This is a genomic window from Paenibacillus sp. NMA1017 (assembly GCF_058895805.1).
The window spans coordinates 174,405-195,137 of sequence record NZ_JBZXYR010000003.1; the positions used below are offsets into that span (position 1 = coordinate 174,405).

Below are 20,733 nucleotides of genomic sequence, written 5' to 3' on the forward strand. Positions count from 1 at the left end.
GTTTGCATACACTAATTCATATGAGGATTTTGCAAAATCCTGATATAAAGCCGGCTTGTCTTTTAAAGACAAGTCGGTTTTATTTATTTTACTGAAATAGCCAAGCTTCAACTAGGAGTAATATCGCACTTGTTCAAGATGAACGAAATTTGATATTACAGCCGATGAATGGCTTGCAAAATAAAAAGGAAATTGTCAAACGATGTCGAATATCAAGGGAATATAGGGTTAGAGATAGGCTCTTCTTCCTAATGGAGAGCTTAACAAAAAAGCTAGGTGATGGGGTTGCGGTCAAAAAGTAAGTCGAAACCGAGACGACAATTCAAAGTTTCGCTACAATTCATGATTATTATTTTGGTTGTTTTAGTTATCATTATCTCCTTAATTATATCCTTGCTTCTCATTCGTAATTTCGTGATTAACAAGCATTTTGATAATACGAAGGAAAAACTTTCGGGTGTTGCCAAGATGGTTGCCAGTGACAACGATGTTATTCGTAATGTCGAGCAGGGAGTTCCTGTGAAGCAGATCCAAGACTACTCAATTGGAGTCATGCATAATGTTAATGTGGATTTTGTTGTCATTCTGAACCACGATTTAATTCGGCTATCTCATCCGAATGCAACGATGGTCGGCAAACCGTTCTCGGATTTGAATGATGCCAGAAGAGCGCTATCCGGTCAGGGACATTTTTCTGAGAATATAGGTATTTTGGGCAAAGGTTACCGATATTTTACGCCGATATTTAATCAACAGCATGAGGTCATTGGCATTGTATGTGTAGGGCTGACCATGAGAACCCTAAATCATGATTTGATGCAGGCGCAGTATACCATTTTTGGGGGGCTGATGCTGGGGCTCTTTAGTGGAGTTCTAGGCGCGATCATTCTGGCTCAGAAAATTAAAACGATTTTATTTGGGCTTGAGCCGCAAGAGATAGCAACACGATTGCGCGAAAAAGAAATTATTGAAAATGAGGTCGCTGAAGGAATTATAGCCATTTCGGCTGACAAGAAAATTATGCTCATGAACAAAGAAGCTCAGGCCAAGTATCAACTGGCAAACCAAGAGATGAAAGCTCCGATTGGCGAGCAGCTAGATACCAACTTTTATAACGTGCTCTTCAAGAGAGTGTTTGATGATAAAAAGAAAATCAAGGATCGCTCATTTTATGTGAATGGTATAGAGGTCATTGCTACAGTAACCCCTATATATATTGAAAATGAGTTTTTTGGGGCAGTTGCAACGCTGCGCGACCAATCCGAGATGATTCATCTTAGCAACCAGTTAAGTGGTACAAAATATTATATTAACTCCCTTCGCGGACAGACCCATGAATTTATGAACAAAATGCACGTAATATCCGGGCTGATTGAAATGAGGAAATATGCGGAGGTCAGTCAATATATTCAGCAGTTAAATCACCGGTATCAAGATGAGGTAGGCTTTCTGACTGAGAGAATTAAAGTTCCGGCATTAGCAGGTTTTATTATGGGTAAAATCAACGAAGCACGCGAACAGAATATTTCAGTTCTTCTTGCAGAAAGCTCGAATGTCTCTAATGTGGAGATGCAGGATATTGTTCATGATGTCATACACATCCTGGGTAATTTTTTTGACAACGCCATAGACTCCATCTTACAAAAAAAAGAACCTGGCAAAATTGAACTGAAATTGAACTATGAGTGTGAGGGAAATGTATTCATTTTAAAAGTGAAAGATAATGGGTTGGGGATTGATTTTGAGATGCAAAAAAGAATATTCGAGCATGGCTTTTCAACCAAAGGAGAAGACAGAGGCTACGGCTTGAATCTGGTTAAAACCATGGTGGAAAATCATCAAGGAATCATTGAGCTTGATAGCCAACCGGGTCTGGGAACAAGTATATATGTAGAGTTGCCCTGTACATTGGAGGTGACAAATGAATGAAGGTTCTAATTGTTGAGGATGATCCGATGGTTGCTGAGCTCAATCAACAGTTTATCGAGCGCATGGACAATTTGGACGTCGTATGTAAGGCAGATACCGTCAAGAAAGCACAGGACTGCCTTCAAAAATGGGCACCGGATCTAGTATTACTGGACGTTTATTTACCTGGAAAAAGCGGATTAACTTTATTATCACATATGCAGGAGCATCAGTATCATGCTTCAGTTATTTTAATTACGGCTGCAAAAGATATTCAGACGGTGAAGGAAGCTGTTTTTTATGGTGTTGCAGACTATTTAATTAAGCCCTTCACATTCGAACGCTTTAGACTGGCTGTTGAGAAAATCCAGCGTCTGGCCACGGTGATGGAGGAAGGGAACGGAATTAATCAAGCTGTTATTGACCATTATTTTAATAAAGAAGAGCATGTGGGTGTGGAAAAGAAAAAACCTGTTGAACACCCACCGCATAATCTATCGAAAAACCTGTCTAAAAATTTGTCCAAACTGACCATGACCACAATACTGAAGAGTATTCAAGAGCTGGACGGACCCTTCTCGGTTGAAACGTTAGCCAGAGAAGTGAACTTGTCCCGTATCACGGTAAAAAAATATATTCAGTTCCTGGTGGACGATGGCTTTCTCGTTGAATCGATAGAATACCACAAGGTTGGCAGGCCGCTAATGCTCTATCAATTGAATCCTGATATAAAAGAACCGCCATTTCCATTGTAATCTGGAAATAGCGGTTCCTTTTTTTGTTCAACAAGAGTACCGAGCTTCCTAATTATTTCATAGAGAGGATAGGAAGTGGGACCAGGTTATCCGAAGAATGAGTTGTAACGATATCATGGAAGTTGTCGTAGCTGGTTTCAATCATGTTGGATAACGCTGTAACGGTATTCGAACCAGCATGAGGCGTTACCAAAACTCTTGGATACAGCTCCACAAGCTTCTGGATTGTTGGGTCCGGGAGCATTTGCCATGGTTCAAATGCTCTGAAGAATAATTCATCTTCTTTAGGGAAGACATCCGTAGCGAAGCCTTCCAGATGGTTACTGAGCAAAGAGTCCAAAATGGCTTGGTTATCTTGTAATTCTCCACGTGAGGTATTGATAAGAATAGATCTCTTTTTCATTTTTGCTAAAAAGCTGGCGTTAATCATTTTGTCGTTCTGTCCCGGCAGATAAGGAACGTGCACACTAACGACATCACTCTCTGCTAGTAATTCATCCAAGGTTGTGAATGGAATGACTTCCTTGGCCGCGTCTGATTGGTACACATCATAACCAATAACAGAGGCTCCCAATCCTTTAAACAATTTGGCCTCCGTCAGACCAATGCGACCAACCCCGATAATCCCAACTTTACAGTTATGGATCTCTTTGCTGAATGTATGCTCATCCACAATAAAATTTTTGAACGAGCTTTTGGTAGTCATATAAGCGGTGTGTCGGAACAGCATCATTGCTAAGGTTAGGGAGAGCTCGGCGATGGCATTCGGAGAGTAGGATGGCACGCGTGCTACTTTCATTCCGAATTCGCTGCAGGCATCCAAATCAATGTGGTTGATTCCGACTGTTCTGGTGAAGACATATCGAATGCCGTATTCATTGAATTTTGTGATATTTTCCCGATTGGCAGCACAGTTTCCTCTTAGCAAAACGGCATCGTGATGCTGCGCCAATTCTGCATTGCTGGTGGTTAACAACTCTTCTACCAGCGTTAGTTGGAAGTTATATTTATTGAGATCCTGGAAATAGGGTTTCTCATAAGAACGGACACCATAGCAAATGATTTTTAACATGTTGTTTTCCCCCTGATTTAGAAAATTCCAATTTTATCAATGACATTGAGCGTAATGATCCACACTGGAATCATGACGACAGAAGTGATAGTAGATAGAAGCGATGCATTGGAAGTTAATATGGCTTCCTTATCAAAACTGATGGCATAGGCTGCGGCTACGGTAGCTGTAGGAGTAGCCATCATGATGACAATAGTAGCTAAAGCGACTGAATCGACTGACAGAATATGAGATACAGTCAACAAAGCCAGCAAGACGATGTTAACAATAGGTACAAGCCAAACCTTAACGATGCTGTAATACCAAGAGGTCTTATCCGTAGCTGCCGACTTGAAGCTGATCTCCCCCAATGTCGAGCCAATCGATAACCAGGCTAATGGAGAAGCTAGTCCAGCAAGGTAGGTCATGGGCTTGAACAGCCAGACAGCGGTTTGATCAATTCTTAGAAAGGCGAACTGCTGAATGGCCCCATCCTCTGTAGCTACACTCATCTGCGGCAAATAACCTTGAAACAACCAAACAAACAAGCCTAGAAACGTGGCGATAACGATTGGATTCATAAACATGGTTTTGAGATTTTTAAGCTCCATTTTCAAGCCGCTCATTTTGATATAGCCATAGGAGTATAAGAAAATGCGGTACCCTATGTTAAAAATGGAACTGTACATCACTCCGGTAGGGCCGTAAATGGCTCCGACAATTGGAATTCCGAAGAAAGTAGTAGAACCGAAAATGGTTAACACCCGCAAAACATCCTGTTTATCCTTGTTGTAGCTCAGGAAGAACGGTTTAGATATAAAGATGAGAATAATATAAATTAGAACTCCCCATATTAAAACATTCATTCCTTGTTTTAACATTGTAGGATTGATATCCTGCATGAAAGAATTAAAGGCTAGCGCTGGTAGAGCCACGGTTAGAACAACCTTCGATAACATCTTTCCTACTGCTGCGTTAAAAATCCCCTTCTTGCGGCAAAAGAAACCAAGAAGGATAATAAAAACGGTGGAAGCGATAGAACTGAGAATTTTGTTATCTGTTAAGGTCGCTGTAATCATTTCTAGTAAAGACATAGATAAAACCCTCTCTTGTACCTTTTTTCACATAAATGACGATGCAGAATGTGACGATGCAATTCCCTGATCTTTTGGCCAAAGTGTTGGTTTGCACTTTTATAGTAAAATGACTTTGTGAAAAAAAGAACAATATCTAATTAATTTAACTTATGAAACTAATTTAAAAAATTTATACGTTACATCAGATGGTAAATGATACGAGAGGGGACGTCTTCACGGAATGATTATTTCTTGGCTTTGTGAGTGCCCATCAACATTCGTGCTATAATGTAAATCATTAAAACCCACTTGATTAGTGGGTTAAATAGAAAAGACGAGCAGGAGGGGCCACATGAATCCGATACAACATATACTGGACGAATTTCAGCTGATCGTGCTGGACGGCGCAATGGCGACCGAGCTGGAGCGTCATGGACATGATCTGAACGATAGCTTATGGTCAGCTAAAATCCTCCATGAGCACCCGGAGTCGATCAAGCGTGTACATAGAGATTATTTTGAGGCTGGGGCAGACTGTGCGATTACTGCGAGCTATCAGGCTACCGTTGAAGGCTATGTTAAACGAGGGCTAAGCGAAAATGAGGCGCTGGAGCTGATTCAATCATCGGTGCGGATTGCTGTGCAGGCACGAGATGAGTTTTGGGCTGACGTGACGGCTACTGCAAGTCAGCGACATCGTCCCAAGCCGCTAGTCGCGGCCTCCGTTGGCCCTTACGGGGCGTTTTTGGCAGATGGATCAGAGTATCGCGGCGATTACAAGCTGAGCGAGGAACAGCTTGTGGAGTTTCACAGGCCGCGTATGAAAGCCCTGATTGAGGCGGGTGCAGATATTTTAGCATGTGAAACGATACCTTGTCTGGTTGAAGCCAAGGCCATCGCCCGATTGCTGAAGGAATTCCCCGGCACGTATGCCTGGATCAGCTTTAGCGCAAAGGATGGACAGCATATCAGCAATGGTGAGTCTGCCGCTGCATGTGCTGAGTGGCTGAATGGGCATGAGCAAGTGGCCGCTGTAGGGATCAATTGCACTTTGCCGAAATTCGTTCCATCGCTTATTCACGAAATCCGCAGTCACACGGATAAGCCTGTGGTGGTATATCCCAATCTGGGGGAGGAATATGACCCAGTCACCAAGACATGGCACGGCAGCACTTGTACAGAGACGTTCGGACAAAGTGCCCGCCAATGGTATGAAGCGGGAGCTCGTCTGATTGGCGGTTGTTGCCGGACTCAGCCGCAGGATATTGAGGAAATCGCATCATGGACGAGAGATGTATAAACGGGGACAAGCGTAGCGTAGGGATAAAGATTATCTATAAGAGGCAACTGGATGGCCCGAAAAAGACAAGCAGGCTGAACCAAGTTGTGCTCCAGTAATGGAGCAGCTTGGTTCAGCCTGCTTGTTGTAATGATAAATCTTTTGGACTCTGCCTCGTTGACTCCCTGCGCCGATCTGGTCAGCTTTCTGCCAAACGTTCCAGCAGTGCGTCCCCATTGCGGCTCACCCGAATATGGGCAAAATGTGCGTTCTGTTCTACAGTACGTCCGGTTCCCTCAGGGATGAAATAATTCTCAATACCGTACTGAATACGAGAACCATACCATTGTCCATTTAGAATGACCTCATGACTGGCAAGTTTTTCACCATCTTGATATAGGCGATCTGCGACGTATACTCCTTGGCTATCTGGTGTGAGAACGACTTTGACCTTGCCTCGGCTCCATTCCTCCTCCTGAAGGGGGTTCTTGGAAGGCGGGGTAGATATGTCGTAATTCAGCGCCACATAATCGCCTTGCAGCAGGGAGCGCGGGTCTATAGGCGCCAGTTTGAGCTTAATGGAAGCACCTGTGGCGAGCAAGGTTTCACTTCTCGCCGTCTGATAGCCGATGATTCCCAGCTGTAGCACGATGACAATGGCAATGAGTAACGGGCTTAAGCGCATAAAGCTAAAGCTGCGGTGGTCGGCATCGAATGCTGCTTTGCCGCTATGGGCCATTCGCCGATCCGCCCACCAAGTCAAGCCGAGTGCAATGATCCCCAGTAGCGCCAGCGTAAAAGATTTATACAGTAGCGTCCACAATAAATCATAATATTTGAAGCCGATAAAAATAAACCAGAAGACAACGCTCATGATGGCCTCCGATTTTTGTTTCACACGGGCAAAGGCAAAGACCATCCCGGTAACGATAACAAAATAAAAAATGTTAATGAACATATAAGAGTGTGGAACGACATCCTCGAAAAACGTCGCCCAAAACAGGAACAGCAAGCTGAAAAATAATGAGCTATTCCGCAGATGTTCTTTTAACTCCGTCTTCAATATAAAGTAACTTACCCCATATAACACAGCATTGACGATGAAAAGAGAGAAGATGATGAACTTATAGGTCCAGTTCCAACCATCCCACTCCTGATACTGCTGAAATAAAATGGTCGCCAGATTCAGGTTTACAAAGGTGTAGGCAAAAAACAACTGCCTTTTCCCCTTGGAGCGAAACCATCCAGCGATGGAAACGATCAGAAATAATACCGAAAGCAGCGACTGATCTGACCATAGAATGGCTGCCAAGCCTGTAATATAGCTGATGGTCAGCAGTGTATAACGTATTACCGAATCCAGCTTGGATTCCGGTATGACAATCATCAAAATCATAAGCAGCAACGACACAACCAACAGTACATATTCGGTGTGGTTTACATTCGTGCTAATCATAATCAATCCGATGAGAGATATACTTCCGATCAGCACTCCAACCACTTTGATTACACGGGATACAGTTTTGCTGATCCATTCACTGCCATGTTCCTCGGGAACAGTCGTCTCAGTCTTTGATGTACTGATGTCTGTTGTCCCTGCTTCCGGCGGTGTTTTCCCCAAACGATTCAAATAACGGAAAAACCATACGTTACCCGTCAGCAGCAGCGCCACAAAAATCAAACCAAAAACAAAAAACAGAGATGAGGAGTACGCCTCCGCCAGTTCTATAAATTTAAAGACAGCAAACGCTGAGAGCGCCAATGCATTCAAGGTCAGTAGCGTTTTATTCAGCCGCACCTTGATAAATATATAAAATCCTAAAGCAATCACAGCGATATGCGGTATATTCATGACCAGCCCATACCCATCAAATGCAAAAGAGTTGGTCATCGCTAACATGGCTATATGAAAAACAGTAAAGCTCATATATTGTAGTGGAGCAGAGCGTATACGATGAAGGAACGTCAATAGAAACAACACCAGATTGACCAGTGCGAACACTCCGGCAATGGACAATGATCGGAGTTCGCTATAAGGCACACTTTGCATCGTAGGGTAAAAATAAAGCCACAAACCAAGTTGAATCAATACATAAGACAGCATATAAAAGGGATTGTAGCGAGTGATCCAGCTAAGTAGCAGAGCCGGCACCGACCAAATGAAAAACAATCCGTAGCTGTCCGCATGGGAATTATAAATTTGGCCGAGCAATGCCACGGAAACGCCAAAGGCTATACAGCCAGCCACCAAAAACATATTAGATAGAAAAGCTTGTTGGCCAGGAACAGCACGTATCCGTGCAAATACAAAAGACAAGCCATAGAACAGAACAATAAGCGCAGCAGCAAGTACAATCTTGAATGTCCGATCCAGTCCGCCCCAATTGGAGGCGAAAAAATAAATAATTGCGGCCAGTATCAGTGAGATGCCCAGCAGATAGCCCGTACGTATCGCATTGAATCGCAGCATGGATTTCACGTACCTTTCCTGTTGGTTTGATGCCTATTATAGCGTTGAAAGGGCTCAGAACCAAGTACAAATTAGGATCAGGTCATAAAAAAAGATAGCCACCGTATATGGCGGCTATCTTTAACGTTACTGGATTCCAACTAAGCGTTGACGGTACGAATCTCTTGCCGGGACTGATGTCGGAAGCGATACTCACGCGGTGGAATGCCTGCTGTTTTCTTAAATGCCTTGGAAAAGGTGGACATATCGGTATAGCCGATGGACTGGGCTATGATCGACAAATTGTAAGTCGTCTGCTCGAGTAATCTTTTGGCTTCGTTAATCTTGAGGTTTTGCAAATACTTGGCGGGAGAGATGAGGAAGGTGGAATGGAACTTACGTGAAAAATGCGCACGGTCCACACCTACATGCTCGGCAATTTGCTCGATCGTAACACGGTCACAATAATGCATTTCAATGTAATCTTTCCCCTGCTGGAGCCAATAATCAGAGCATACAAAGTTGCGCAGTACGTCAGATGTGTTGCGGGACAACTCCTCGAAGATCTGGTGCAGTGTAATCAAGCGGGCCAGATCGCTGCCCTGTCTGTTGTTGTCGTGTACGATTGAAAACAGGTTGGAGATAAGTTCGAGGATTTCCTCGCTCACTGCGTTAGCCATAAATGGCGTAGAGGGATTAATTCCGATCCGCTCCAGTAGGGCGAGGGATTTGGGTCCCTCAAAGGCAATCCATACCTTTTGCAACGGGTGCTCGTGATCGGTGTAATATTCATGGGCAACATGCGGAAAAAAACAGAATAAATCAGACTTTTGGACACGGTACTTCTGTTGTTTATAAATAAACTCAGCCTGACCTTCAAGTACAAAAATTAAATAAAAATAAGGAACAGCCTTGGGACCGACATGGCAGCTTGTTTTCGAAATATCCATACCCAGTCTGACTGGCCAAATGGCGCTGGATTTTTCCAGTTCGGTAGCAGTGAAATAATGGTCTTCCACGATGTCGAAGTGATCTTCATTTTTTACTCTTTTCATAACTTGTCACCTCTCCTTTGGTGGAGATAAGGGAATTTTGATTTTATTGTATATAAAGGAAAGCATAATTACAAGTTAATTCATTGGAATTAAGGGTTATATAATTAAAACTAGGTATGCCAAAGGCTCCATGGTCAGTTTGAGACGAGCCATGGAGCCTTTTAAGTTCTGTATTACGAGATGGAGGTTAGCCTACATTTATACGTTCAGGATTCCTTCTTTTGGAGTAACGTTGAAGGCTTTGGCCAGCTCGGCCAATTCCTGATCTGTAATCCGTTGCTGAACATCATGGTGAGCAATGAGCATGTAAATTTGCGCCGCTTTTTCAATGGTCTCAATGAGGCCAAACGCTTCATCAATGGAGCTGCCCGTTCCGAAAATGCCATGATGAGGCCATAACACAGCGTGATGATCCTTCATTTTTTTAGCTGTTTCGCGGCCGATTTCGCTGGAACCTGGTACCATCCAAGGGATTACACCGATACCGTCTGGAAAGACGACAATACATTCGGTACACATTTCCCACAGTGTTTTGGTGAATTGGTTTTCGTCTAGACTATGAATGAAGGTCATGGCAATAACATGGGTGGCATGATTATGAATCACAACACGATGGTTAGGGTCGATCTTCAAGCGCTCAATGTGGCTCATAAAATGAGAAGGCAACTCACTGGTAGGTACCGCGTCATGCTTGAGGCCCCACAAGACTTCCAACTGCTCGCCATCCTGGGAGACACGAAGGACCCCTAAATTAGCTTCTGGATCTGCAATTACATTTTTGAAATATTTTCCTGACCCGGTGACGATAAAATATTTACCAGCCAGTTCATTCACCGGGAAAGCCGGTTTAATCGTCCGAATGACCTGATGAATATCTATATATTTTGCAACCTCAGCTTCATCCAGAATATAGCTTACATTACCTCCATTGCGTTCATCCCAGCCGAATTTCCACATGTTTTGTGTAATTTCCGCCATCTCGCGAACAAATGGGATATCCAGTCCCGATTTGCGTTCTTTTTGATTCTCCAGCACAGTAGTCATGGATAATCTCTCCCTTTGTATGATATGAATATAAGCATGATCAGTGCAGTAGTTACCGTTTCAACAGTACATGTTGTTCATAGTTTTTTACTTCGGCCAGCCATTCCTCACGAACAGGAACGCCGTTTTGAGCGCAATAGTAATCCCATATGGCACCAAACGGATACGATTTGAACTCTTCGACTAGAGCAAGACGAGTGGTGAAGTCCCGTTCCTCTTCCGCCTGCTTTAATGCTTCAATTGGTTCGAGCATAGCGCGAAGCAGCGCTTTGATCGTGTTGCGTGTTCCGATGACCCATGCTGCCACATGGTTGATACTTCCATCGAAGAAATCAAGACCGATATGGGTTCGGGAAAGCAAATCGCCGCGAACCAGCTCACGGGCGATGTCCAGCAATTCGTCGTCCATCGTCACGACATGATCACTGTCCCAGCGAACCGGTCTGCTGACATGGAGCAATAATTGATCGGTGAACATCAGCACAGAGGACAGTTTGTTCGAAATGACTTCGGTTGGATGGAAGTGACCAGCGTCGAGACAGATAGATTTACCGCGTGTCAGGGCGTAACCCATATAGAATTCATGTGAGCCTACGACATAGCTTTCCGAGCCAATGCCGAACAGCTTGCTTTCAACCGCATCGATGTTGTATTCCTCGCTGATTTCCTCGCTGAAAATTTCGTCCAGCGCATCACGCAGACGTTCTCTTGGAGCCAACCGATCAACTGGAGTATCTTTATAGCCATCCGGCATCCAGTGGTTTGTGACACAGGGCTGACCGAGTTCTTTGCCAAAATGCTCTGCAATCCTGCGTGATTTTTTGCAGTGTGTGATCCAGAAATCGCGGATTTCCGTATCCTTGTGACTCAGTGTGAAGCCGTCTTCCGCTTTGGGATGGGAGAACAGAGTTGGATTAAAATCAAGCCCGAGCCCTTGCTGTTTGGCCCAGTCTACCCAGTTCTGAAAATGACGTGGCTCCAGTTGATCCAAATCCACTTGTTCTGTGGTGTCCGCATAGATTGCGTGCAGATTGACCTTATGTTTACCCGGAATGAGTGATAAGGCTTTTTCTAAATCCTGACGCAGCTCATGCGGTGTGCCTGCTCTGCCCGGGTAGCTGCCCGTTACGGCAATCCCCCCGCTAAGCTGTTTGTCTTTGAACAGAAATCCCTGAACATCATCTCCCTGCCAGCAGTGCAGTGATATTTTGATTTGTGAAAGCTTCCGTAAAATGTCGTCCACTTGAATACCGTGGCGGGCATACAGCTTTTTCGCTTCGTTATAACTGGCTTCAATAGCTTCGTTCATGGCTTTGCTCCTTTATTGAGATATCTGAATAGAGGTTGTTGCTTGTATTTTGAGGCGCTCCCAACGATCCAGAAGTTCTTGCATGCCTTTCAACGCTTGCGGCTCATATAGCCGAGTCGGAAAGGAGCGGGCAATGGTTCGGCCAGCAGCTTTGAGATCCTCAAGAGCACCAGAGCTGATTAATTGCACGACAATATTGCCGATGGCTGTAGATTCGGAAGGACCTGCCTGAACCTCAATCCCCAAGAGGTCGGCTGTTAGCTGACATAGTAATTCGTTGTTAGCGCCTCCGCCGACAATGTGCAATCTGGTAATCGTTTCGTCTGTTAAACGTTGCAGTTCGTGTAAGGCATCGCGGTAGCTTAAGGCCAGACTGTCGAAAATACAGCGGGCGAGTGAACCCGGCGTTCTGGGGATGGGCTGGCCCGTTTCTTCGCAGAATCGCTGGATTTCAAGGGTCATACTATCCGGGTTTAAGAAGGACGACTGGTTACAGAGGACGAGACTGTCAAATGGTGTCTCTGCTGAAGCCAGTTCGGCCAATTCAGCAAAGCTATATGCGGAACCGCCCTCTCTCCTAACCTCCTGAATCATCCACAATCCCATAATGTTTTTCAGAAAACGGTACGTACCGTAAGCGCCCCACTCATTCGTGTAGTTCGCCTGCATGGCTGCCTTGGTATTCAAGGCTTCGGATCGTTCCATTCCCAGTAGTGACCACGTTCCGCTGCTAATATAAGCCCAAGATTCTTCCCGCTGTGACGGAACACCTGCAACAGCCGATGCAGTATCGTGAGTAGGCGCAAGAATGATTTGACAGTCCGGAAGATCGTATTTTTGAACAAGCTCTGGCAAAAGAGAACCCAGAACCCGTCCAGGCTCGGCAAGCTCTGAAAACTGATTGCGTCGCAGTTGGAGCAGGGACAGCAGGTCTTCATCAAACTCTCGGGTGTTCACGTTGAGAAGCTGCATCGTGGACGCATTCGTCATTTCATTGATCATGATGCCTGTCAGGCGATAGTACAGATAATCAGGGACCATCAATATTTTATCCGCCTGGGCAAGTTGTTCCCGATCATGGACGAACAGTTGATACAGGGTATTAAAGTTTAATTCCTGAATGCCTGTTTTCTCATACACAGTCTCTCGACTGATGAGCTGGTGCAGCCTGTCGGGTGCATGGAGGGTACGTGCATCCCGGTAAGCGTATACCTCATGAATACGGTTACCTTTCTGATCAAGCAGTACGTAATCTACAGCCCATGTATCAATGCCGAGCGTACAGGAATGAATCCCATTTTGTTTAGCTTTTTGCAAGCCCTGAATAATCTCATTCAATAGTTCGTCGATATTCCAGTAATCGTGTCCGTCTTTTTCGGTAAAGGAGTTGTTGAAACGGTGGAGCTCTTGCAAGTGTAGCTGGTTACCTTGCAGAGTTGCACTTACGAGCCTTCCGCTTGAAGCTCCAATATCAACAGCAAGATAATTATTCATATCCAATCTCCTTGCATGGATAAAATACTGGCAGCCTGGAAGTCTGCCTTTTGTTTTCTTAACTAACTCCATACTACTTCTGTTTTTCTTTGTAGTCAACATAAACGGAAGTAAAATTTGTGGGTTTATTTTTGTTTTTAAAATTATAACTAAAATTAAATGTTGTTTTGTATGTATTTTTATTTTTTAACATCTGTTTTCTATAATCAATGTTTTTGCAAAATCCTCATATATATACTTTGAACAAAGGTCGATGTGATTTTACGATATTCCAATTGTGGAAGGTTCTCCAAATGCCGCTGTCTGTATGAAAAATAGTCTTGAAACCGCCCGCCAGAGGGTGTAGTATACAAGATATCAATTTCATATGACTCGTATAATATTGGGGATATGGCCCAAAAGTTTCTACCGGATGACCACTGTAATCGTCCGACTATGAGTGATAGCGCATCGGCTTCGGATGAATGCGGGCATTTATTTGTGCGCCAATCCGTCAGGGATTACAACCCCAAGGACAGGCTTCACTTGAGAAACAACTCAAGGGAGCCTGTCCTTTTTTGGTTTTGGCAGTTTTTATACATTTTAAAGTACAGAAGGAGCGATACTCGCATAATGAGAGTTTTGGAGGAACGTATTCGTCAAGAGGGACAGATTTTGTCTGATACTGTATTAAAGGTAGATTCATTTTTGAATCATCAGGTAGATACAGCATTAGCATTGGAGATTGGCAAGGAATTCGCACGCCTTTTCGGCAGTGCCCCGATCACCAAGGTGCTTACCATTGAAGCTAGTGGTATCCAATTTGCTATGGCAACAGCCATTGCCTTGGGGGTCCCGTTCATTTATGCGAAGAAAAAGAAGGCAATCACGCAGAATGAGCAGGTATACTTCGCAGAGGTTCATTCATTCACTCGGCAGGAAACCTATCAGGTGAGTATTTCTCAAAAATATCTCGATGCCAGCGACCATGTGCTGATTGTAGATGATTTTCTGGCTACTGGCGCAGCCTTGGTCGGACTTACGGATATCGTGAAGGAAGCAGGTGCGGAGCTGGCCGGGGTTGGCTGTGTGATTGAGAAGAGCTTCCAGGAAGGCCGTGGATTGTTGGAGCAAAGAGGCATTGCTGTGCGCTCTCTTGCGCGTATCGCTTCCATGGCACCAGGCGAGGTTCATTTTATAGAGGAAGCTGGCGCGGTAATTCCTCCCGTTAAGGAGAATGTGGGATGTTAAGTAAACAAAAGTTATTCGCGCTGGGCTTCCAGCATGTCATGGCGATGTACGCTGGAGCCATTGCTGTACCTCTAATTGTAGGGGGAGCATTGCACCTGACCCCAGCCCAGATGGCTTATTTGGTGGCTGCCGATCTGTTCACTTGCGGGATTGCTACGTTATTACAGATTATGGGCACACGCTTTTTCGGTAGTCGACTGCCTGTCATTTTAGGCTGCACGTTTACGGCAGTAGGGCCTATCATCGCGATTGCTTCGACCTCAAATTTAGCGACAGCGTATGGTGCTATTATTTTGTCCGGTATATTCGTGGTGTTAGCAGCACCGTTGTATGGTAAGCTGCTACGCTTTTTCCCGACGGTCGTTACGGGTTCGGTCGTTACGATTATCGGCCTATCTCTTATTCCGGTGGCGATGAACAATGTAGCAGGGGGCCAGGGCAGTTCGGACTTTGGACAGCCACGCAATTTGCTGTTGGCGTTAGTTACTTTGCTGGTTATTTTGCTTGTGAATCGGTTAGCAAAGGGCTTTATGCGCTCGATTTCCGTGCTCATCGGTCTGTTCGCGGGCACGGTAGTCGCTTATGCGATGGGAATGGTACATTTTGCTCCTGTGGCGGAGGCCTCATGGGTGAGTGTTGCACAGCCATTTTATTTTGGTAAGCCAGAGTTTAGCATTATGGCGGTATGTACGATGATTATTGTCAATATTGTCAGCATGGTCGAGTCTACGGGCGTTTATCTGGCAGTAGGCAAGGCAATTGATCAGAAGGTGGAGCAGAAGCAGATCGTCAATGGCCTGCGTTCCGAAGGACTTGCGATTATGCTTGGGGGTATTTTTAATGCGTTTCCTTATACAGCTTTCTCGCAAAATGTGGGTCTGATCTCACTCACACGCGTCAAATCGCGGAACGTTATTTTTGCTGCGGGCGGTATCATGGTTGTTCTCGGTTTGCTGCCTAAGCTGGCTGCCTTAACGACAGTGATTCCTAACGCTGTGCTGGGCGGGGCGATGATCGTCATGTTCGGCTCGGTTGCTGCATCAGGCATGTCTATTTTGTCAGAAGTGGATCTACGGAAGGAAAGCAATTTGCTGATCGCAGCATGCAGTATTGCCGTGGGCCTAGGCTCTGCCGTTCTGCCACAAATGTTCGACCAGCTGCCGAGCTTTGCCAAAATGCTGTTGCAGAATGGTATCGTTTCGGGCTCGATTACAGCGATTGTCTTGAACATCGTTTTGACAAGAAAACAAGGGGAATCGGCCAAAAGCGTGACGGTTCAGGAGGTTCCACAGAAGGTTTGATCATTAGGTATAAATAAAGATAGCCGGAAAGAGGGCGTATGCCTCTTTTCCGGCTTTTTGGCATGGAGTTATCCAGGGAAGATGAGCAGAGAAGATAGGCTGTGCAAACTGGTATCTATTACGGCAGGCGTCAGGCTGGCCGGAGCAAGGCGCAGCACACCCGAATTGATGGAGTTTGGAGTTGGACAGCTATAACCTAACGAAGCTGCTTACATTGGTTCGCAGCCAGCGTAAGCAGGTGTGCAACAGTCGCGGATCGTCAACAAGGAGGCTGCTCTATTTCCTGGATTTGGACAAGCTAAAGCAGGGGGCCAGAATTATGATTATCGGACGTGAAAGTCGTGGACGATAGAAAATATTCTTTGGAAACGTGTTGGTTTTTTATCCTAGCAAAAATCACGGAAGATTATTCGAACCGTATGCGTTAGCAGATAGATAAAGTGAATGCCTCCCTATGCTGATACAGTAAGATTCCATACAAAATTAAATTCCAAAACCCAGAGTTTTGTGAGTGCATATGTCTGGTCTTCCAATCCTCAAATTTCGCTGTCTTGTTAATTTCATCACCCTCCGTGCTTGTCAATAAAAAGCCCGTAGTACCAAGTATTTAATTGTCCGTCACGACGAATTACAATCCTGTTTCATCATTCTTTTACTTGCCCGCTCTATTTGACATTCTTTCGTGTAACCCTGTCTAGGTATGATATAAAGTCCTTTGAACGCAATAGATCGTTCGGACGCCACAGCTCCAGTCCAAAGTAACTGAGTAGACTCGCGAGAGTCCCGCTACTTTCCGCTATAAAAAGAAGCCGTGTTGGTTGCAACGGCCTCTCTTTTTATTTCAATTTATTTGATATGATTAGTGCTTTTCTACTCTGAAAGCAATTCCCACAGGTTTGTCTACTCTCACATAACCTATGAAAGGATCACCTATGAATGGAGCTGGCCAATACATTCCTAATCTATGTTTTTCATATCGTGGAAAAGCACTAATGACCCATCTTTCTCCTTTAGGAACATTGATTGAATATTCATCATCTAGGCCAATATCAGCTTCTATACCAAAACCCAATGTGCCTTCTATAGCTTTAACACCACCTGTTATTGCTCCTTCCGCTTTCACTTTAATATTAGTTTTCACTGTAATTTTTGCAGCAGCAGGCCCAGTATATGTACTTACACGAATTGCATTGTTTGTATCAACCCAATAACCTAGATTTTCATGGGTTTTAACAATAGGAGTCACCCCAATGGATTGGGTACTAATTCTATCATTATTACCTTTTTCTTGATTTAAATTGTCGTAATTGACATAATAGTAATAAACATCATCGTTAACACTACTAGGATCGATATATTTGTAGACTTGTCCTTCCTTGGCCTTTATTTCATCTGTCGGTTCCCATTTTCCGGTTTCTGATTGTATCGTCGATGACAATGGATTCGGCGCATCATTTGCAGAAGCAATGGCTCCATATGGTAATAATATTGCTGTCAATGCTGCAATCATTGCTGTTTTAGTCATGACTTTGAATGGTTTCATAGTATTAAAATTCTCCTCTTCGAAAAATATTATTGGGGGCTAAGAAATGAGTAAATTTGAAAAAAATCTGTTTAAGTATTTGTCTTACGGTTTTTTGGTAGGAATATATTATTCCTTTATTCAAGGACCAACGACGACAACTTCTTCGCTTAACGGCTCATTGCAACTTTACACAGTGTCCGCATCTACTTTTATTTTCAGAACATTATCAACCTCATTTCTATTAAGTCTCCTCTCTGGAGTCGTGTATACAATTGTTTTTTTATCCATAAGAAGGAATAAATAAATATTACCTGTAAATTTTATGTTTGTAAATAATTTTCTTTAATGGATAAAATTTAAAATAAGATAGAAGAGAGCCGTATTGATCGCAACCGTCCTTTTATTAACTGACGATTCAATAGCAAGTGCCTCCCCGTTTGGTTGTTCGTACAAAACTCTTTAGCTCCGCAACTTTTCGAGCGTAAAAGCAAGCCGTCGCTTCGTCCTGGTTTACAGTACGACGCTGTGAACAACCTGCAAGATCCCTCGCTTCACTCACTTACTAGCTAAAAAATGACTTGACTTCTAGGCACCTAAACGGCACGCTGACATGGCTTGTAAAGGAAATGGTCAGTTAACAAATTAAGCCCCCGGTTAATCACCGGGAGCTTTTCAAACTCATTCTCTAAATCACTAAGGAATGTTTTACGGGTAAATTCTCTAATAGTTAAATTTGTCTCAAAGGCTGTCTGAGAAGAATCAACAATATATTTCTTTTGTTTGGTAGCTGCTCCCAATGCTGTTACCCTTATAATAGAAATTCCACAAGGTTTGCTCACTAATTTGCCGATCAACTCTTTGGTTTTGTCGCTTTTCAAATTTTTTTCTTCCTCAATTTTTTGGAGAAGGAATAACCAACTGCTTTTTCAGACCTTTGGAATAATGTATCTTTTTTAATAGCTTGTACAAATTGATCTGCAATCTCGCTGCTAAATCTTCGTTTATGCTTCTCTTTTAGATTCATTAAGTAGTCTGGTACAGTTTTCGGACATCATGAGGGAGACGGAATGCCCGTCATTTCGTGCACGCAATGAATAGCCATCACCTTTATTTCTCGCCGTATCGTTCAAATTTAAAATATTGTGCAGCATTTATTGACAAGCTTGTGACAACAAAATAAGATAATCGTAAATCCTAATGATAAGAAATAAAGGAAGAAAACAGGTGTGAGCCGGATGACTCTATGTACGGGGTTTTGTTGAGACCCTGTAGATGGTTGTTGAGCGTGTTCACTTAAAAGGGAAGTTCGGTAGATTCCGACACGGGCCCGCCACTGTATACAGGCATCAGCAGAATACTGCTGGAGCTTTCAGAACAGCCACTGGAACTGTGAAGAACCGGGAAGGCCTGAAAGATCGCCTGGAGTCAGGAGACCTGCCTGTTTTGACATCACTGTCAGACCCACGGGATGCTGGGGAGGTGGTTAGGCGTGCTGCATACGGAATGTCTGAAACCGATCTGATCCTTTCTATATTATTAGAGTTGGCTTTGAGGTGAGTTTTGACATTTTATAATGAAAGCATTTCTGACTGCTGATCATGTGGTCTGGAATGCTTTTTTTGGCGTTTTGCGTTAGGTTTATATGTTTTTACAAGATAGAGGGGGACTCATGAAATGATAAGTAATCGTAGTAGGCGTTCATGGTTCGTATGTGCAGGGGTGATGCTGTTGCTGGCAGTTATGGCTCTTTCGGGATGTGCCAGCAATAAGACGTCGGATAGCTCCGACAAGGGTGAGAACGCGTCAGCACAACAAACAGCGACAGATAAAAAGCTGGTAATGGCGTATACGTGGAAACCGTCAGGCGTTGACCCGCACGGAGATAATAGCTGGGATGTGATGCGTTCCGGTGCAGGTGAGACACTGGTACGTTTGAATGAAAAGCTGGAGCCTGTGGCTTGGCTGGCAAAGGAGTGGAAGCAGGATAGTCCTACAGTTTGGACGTTCAGCTTGCAGGATAAAGTCACTTTTCATGATGGAAAGAGTATGGATGCAGCAAGTGTAAAAGCGTCTTTGCTACGCTCTATCGAGAAAAGCCATCTGGCGAAGGATTTACTGAATGTGAAGTCCATTGATGTAAGCGGCCCGCTGGCCTTGAAGATCACGACAAACCAGCCGAATGCGGCGTTGGTGTCCAATCTAGCTGATCCATCTACGATTGTACTGGATGTGGCATCGATGAAAGATGAGCAGAGTTACCCAGCGATGACAGGCGCTTTTAAAATTAAAGCATTCAACAAGGACCAATCGTTGGTCGTAGAGCGTTATGACGGATACTGGGGCGAGAAGGCACGACTGGCTGAAGCGACGATGAAGTTCATTACGGATGGGAATTCGCGCCTGATGGCGCTGCAATCCGGCGAGGTGGACGTAGCGACAGATATTCCGGTTGATAACGCAGAGGTACTGAAAAAGAACGACAAGCTACAAGTACTGTCGGCTCCGTCCTTGCGCACTCATATGATCGTGTACAATATGGAATCGCCAGTATTCAAGGATGCGGCGAACCGTAAGGTGGTGGACAGCCTGATTCCACGCACATCGATTGTGAGCGCCGTCATGAGGGGCTTTGGTACGGAAGCAAGCAGTCCGTTCCCGAGCATTCTTCCCTTCGGTAAAGTTGAGCGTAAAGCGCTGGACGGAACGGCGGAGCAGTTGTTAACGAAGGATGGCTGGCAGAAGGACGCCCAAGGGACATGGACTAAGCAAGGCAAGCCGTTTGAGGTTACGCTGCTGACTTTCCCTCAGCGTCCGGAGCTCTCCGTTATGGCTGAGGTCATCCAAAGCCAATTGCTGAAAGAGGGAATCCAGGTCAAAATTCGCAAGGTGGAAAATATCGACGAGGCGTTGACCAAAAACGATTGGGATTTTGCTATGTACAGTATGCTTACTGCTCATACAGGAGAGCCGCAGTATTTTATGGACATGTTTTATTCTTCGAAAAGTGAAGCCAATGTAAGCCGTTATAGTTCCAAACCGCTGGAGAGTATTCTGAACAGCTTGAAGTTGGCGAAGGATACAGCGCAGCGTAATGCCGTGACACTACAAGCGCTGGATATCATCAATACGGATTTGCCACAGTCGTTCATTGTGCATCCTGACAATGTGTTTGGCGTGAAAAAAGGGGTGGAGGGTTTTACACCGCATCCGATTGAGTATTATTACATTACGGCGCAATCCGATATTGCGGAATAACG

At 44.4% G+C, this 20,733-nt stretch carries 16 protein-coding genes and 2 riboswitches; of the genes, 7 read left to right on the top strand and 9 right to left on the bottom strand.

Going from position 1 to position 20,733, the window contains the following annotated elements; genetic code table 11:
* Positions 1-279: 279 nt before the first annotated feature.
* Both AC5ELV_RS09565 and AC5ELV_RS09570 read left to right on the top strand, forming a co-directional pair.
* A complete protein-coding gene (locus tag AC5ELV_RS09565; protein ID WP_493429993.1) occupies positions 280-1,929 on the top strand; it encodes an ATP-binding protein in 1,650 nt (549 codons plus the stop codon).
* A complete protein-coding gene (locus AC5ELV_RS09570) occupies positions 1,926-2,663 on the top strand; it encodes a response regulator (protein WP_493429994.1) in 738 nt (245 codons plus the stop codon). The genes AC5ELV_RS09565 and AC5ELV_RS09570 overlap by 4 nt, the downstream gene beginning before the upstream one ends.
* 52 nt (positions 2,664-2,715) lie before the next feature.
* On the opposite strand, the gene AC5ELV_RS09575 is transcribed toward AC5ELV_RS09570, so the two are convergent.
* Together AC5ELV_RS09575 and AC5ELV_RS09580 are read right to left on the bottom strand one after the other, a co-directional pair.
* The gene (locus AC5ELV_RS09575) at positions 2,716-3,735 is read right to left on the bottom strand and encodes a 2-hydroxyacid dehydrogenase (protein WP_493429995.1); all 1,020 of its coding nucleotides are present in this window, start codon (positions 3,733-3,735) and stop codon (positions 2,716-2,718) included.
* 17 nt (positions 3,736-3,752) lie between these two features.
* The gene (locus AC5ELV_RS09580; RefSeq protein ID WP_493429996.1) at positions 3,753-4,808 is read right to left on the bottom strand and encodes an AEC family transporter; all 1,056 of its coding nucleotides are present in this window, start codon (positions 4,806-4,808) and stop codon (positions 3,753-3,755) included.
* A gap of 334 nt (positions 4,809-5,142) precedes the next feature.
* Between AC5ELV_RS09580 and mmuM the strand changes: the two genes are divergently transcribed.
* Positions 5,143-6,090, top strand: coding sequence for a homocysteine S-methyltransferase (mmuM, locus tag AC5ELV_RS09585; protein WP_328801268.1), 948 nt, complete (start codon positions 5,143-5,145; stop codon positions 6,088-6,090).
* 178 nt (positions 6,091-6,268) lie between these two features.
* Here the strand turns inward: mmuM and AC5ELV_RS09590 are convergent, their stop codons facing one another.
* The 5 genes from AC5ELV_RS09590 to rhaB form a co-directional block, all read right to left on the bottom strand.
* Entirely contained in the window at positions 6,269-8,539 is a 2,271-nt protein-coding gene (locus AC5ELV_RS09590; RefSeq protein WP_493430405.1) for a GDYXXLXY domain-containing protein, read from the bottom strand.
* Between the two features lie 140 nt (positions 8,540-8,679).
* Positions 8,680-9,573 (bottom strand): helix-turn-helix domain-containing protein, encoded by an 894-nt coding sequence (locus AC5ELV_RS09595; RefSeq protein WP_493429997.1) that lies wholly within the window; start codon positions 9,571-9,573, stop codon positions 8,680-8,682.
* Positions 9,574-9,771: 198 nt separating this feature from the next.
* Positions 9,772-10,617, bottom strand: a complete 846-nt coding sequence (gene rhaD, locus AC5ELV_RS09600; protein ID WP_493429998.1) for a rhamnulose-1-phosphate aldolase — start codon at positions 10,615-10,617, stop codon at positions 9,772-9,774.
* Positions 10,618-10,669: 52 nt separating this feature from the next.
* Entirely contained in the window at positions 10,670-11,926 is a 1,257-nt protein-coding gene (gene rhaA / locus AC5ELV_RS09605; protein WP_493429999.1) for an L-rhamnose isomerase, read from the bottom strand.
* 12 nt (positions 11,927-11,938) lie between these two features.
* A complete protein-coding gene (gene rhaB, locus AC5ELV_RS09610) occupies positions 11,939-13,420 on the bottom strand; it encodes a rhamnulokinase (protein WP_493430000.1) in 1,482 nt (493 codons plus the stop codon).
* 352 nt (positions 13,421-13,772) lie between these two features.
* Positions 13,773-13,876: riboswitch (purine riboswitch) on the top strand.
* Between the two features lie 156 nt (positions 13,877-14,032).
* On the opposite strand from rhaB, the gene AC5ELV_RS09615 reads away from it, so the two are divergent.
* The 3 genes from AC5ELV_RS09615 (at position 14,033) to AC5ELV_RS09625 (ending at position 16,303) form a co-directional block, all read left to right on the top strand.
* Positions 14,033-14,650, top strand: a complete 618-nt coding sequence (locus tag AC5ELV_RS09615) for a xanthine phosphoribosyltransferase (RefSeq protein ID WP_322154706.1) — start codon at positions 14,033-14,035, stop codon at positions 14,648-14,650.
* Entirely contained in the window at positions 14,644-15,951 is a 1,308-nt protein-coding gene (locus tag AC5ELV_RS09620; protein WP_493430001.1) for a nucleobase:cation symporter-2 family protein, read from the top strand. Before AC5ELV_RS09615 ends, AC5ELV_RS09620 begins: the two co-directional genes overlap by 7 nt.
* A gap of 181 nt (positions 15,952-16,132) precedes the next feature.
* On the top strand, positions 16,133-16,303 hold the full coding sequence (locus AC5ELV_RS09625; RefSeq protein WP_493430002.1) for a hypothetical protein: 171 nt from the start codon (positions 16,133-16,135) through the stop codon (positions 16,301-16,303).
* A gap of 507 nt (positions 16,304-16,810) precedes the next feature.
* Here the strand turns inward: AC5ELV_RS09625 and AC5ELV_RS09630 are convergent.
* Complete coding sequence (locus AC5ELV_RS09630; protein WP_493430003.1) at positions 16,811-17,494, bottom strand: hypothetical protein; 684 nt, start codon at positions 17,492-17,494, stop codon at positions 16,811-16,813.
* Positions 17,495-18,069: 575 nt separating this feature from the next.
* Entirely contained in the window at positions 18,070-18,354 is a 285-nt protein-coding gene (locus AC5ELV_RS09635) for a hypothetical protein (RefSeq protein ID WP_493430004.1), read from the bottom strand.
* 378 nt (positions 18,355-18,732) lie between these two features.
* Positions 18,733-18,932, top strand: a riboswitch (cobalamin riboswitch).
* A gap of 218 nt (positions 18,933-19,150) precedes the next feature.
* On the opposite strand from AC5ELV_RS09635, the gene AC5ELV_RS09640 reads away from it, so the two are divergent.
* Positions 19,151-20,731 (top strand): ABC transporter substrate-binding protein, encoded by a 1,581-nt coding sequence (locus AC5ELV_RS09640; protein ID WP_493430005.1) that lies wholly within the window; start codon positions 19,151-19,153, stop codon positions 20,729-20,731.
* Positions 20,732-20,733: the final 2 nt, after the last annotated feature.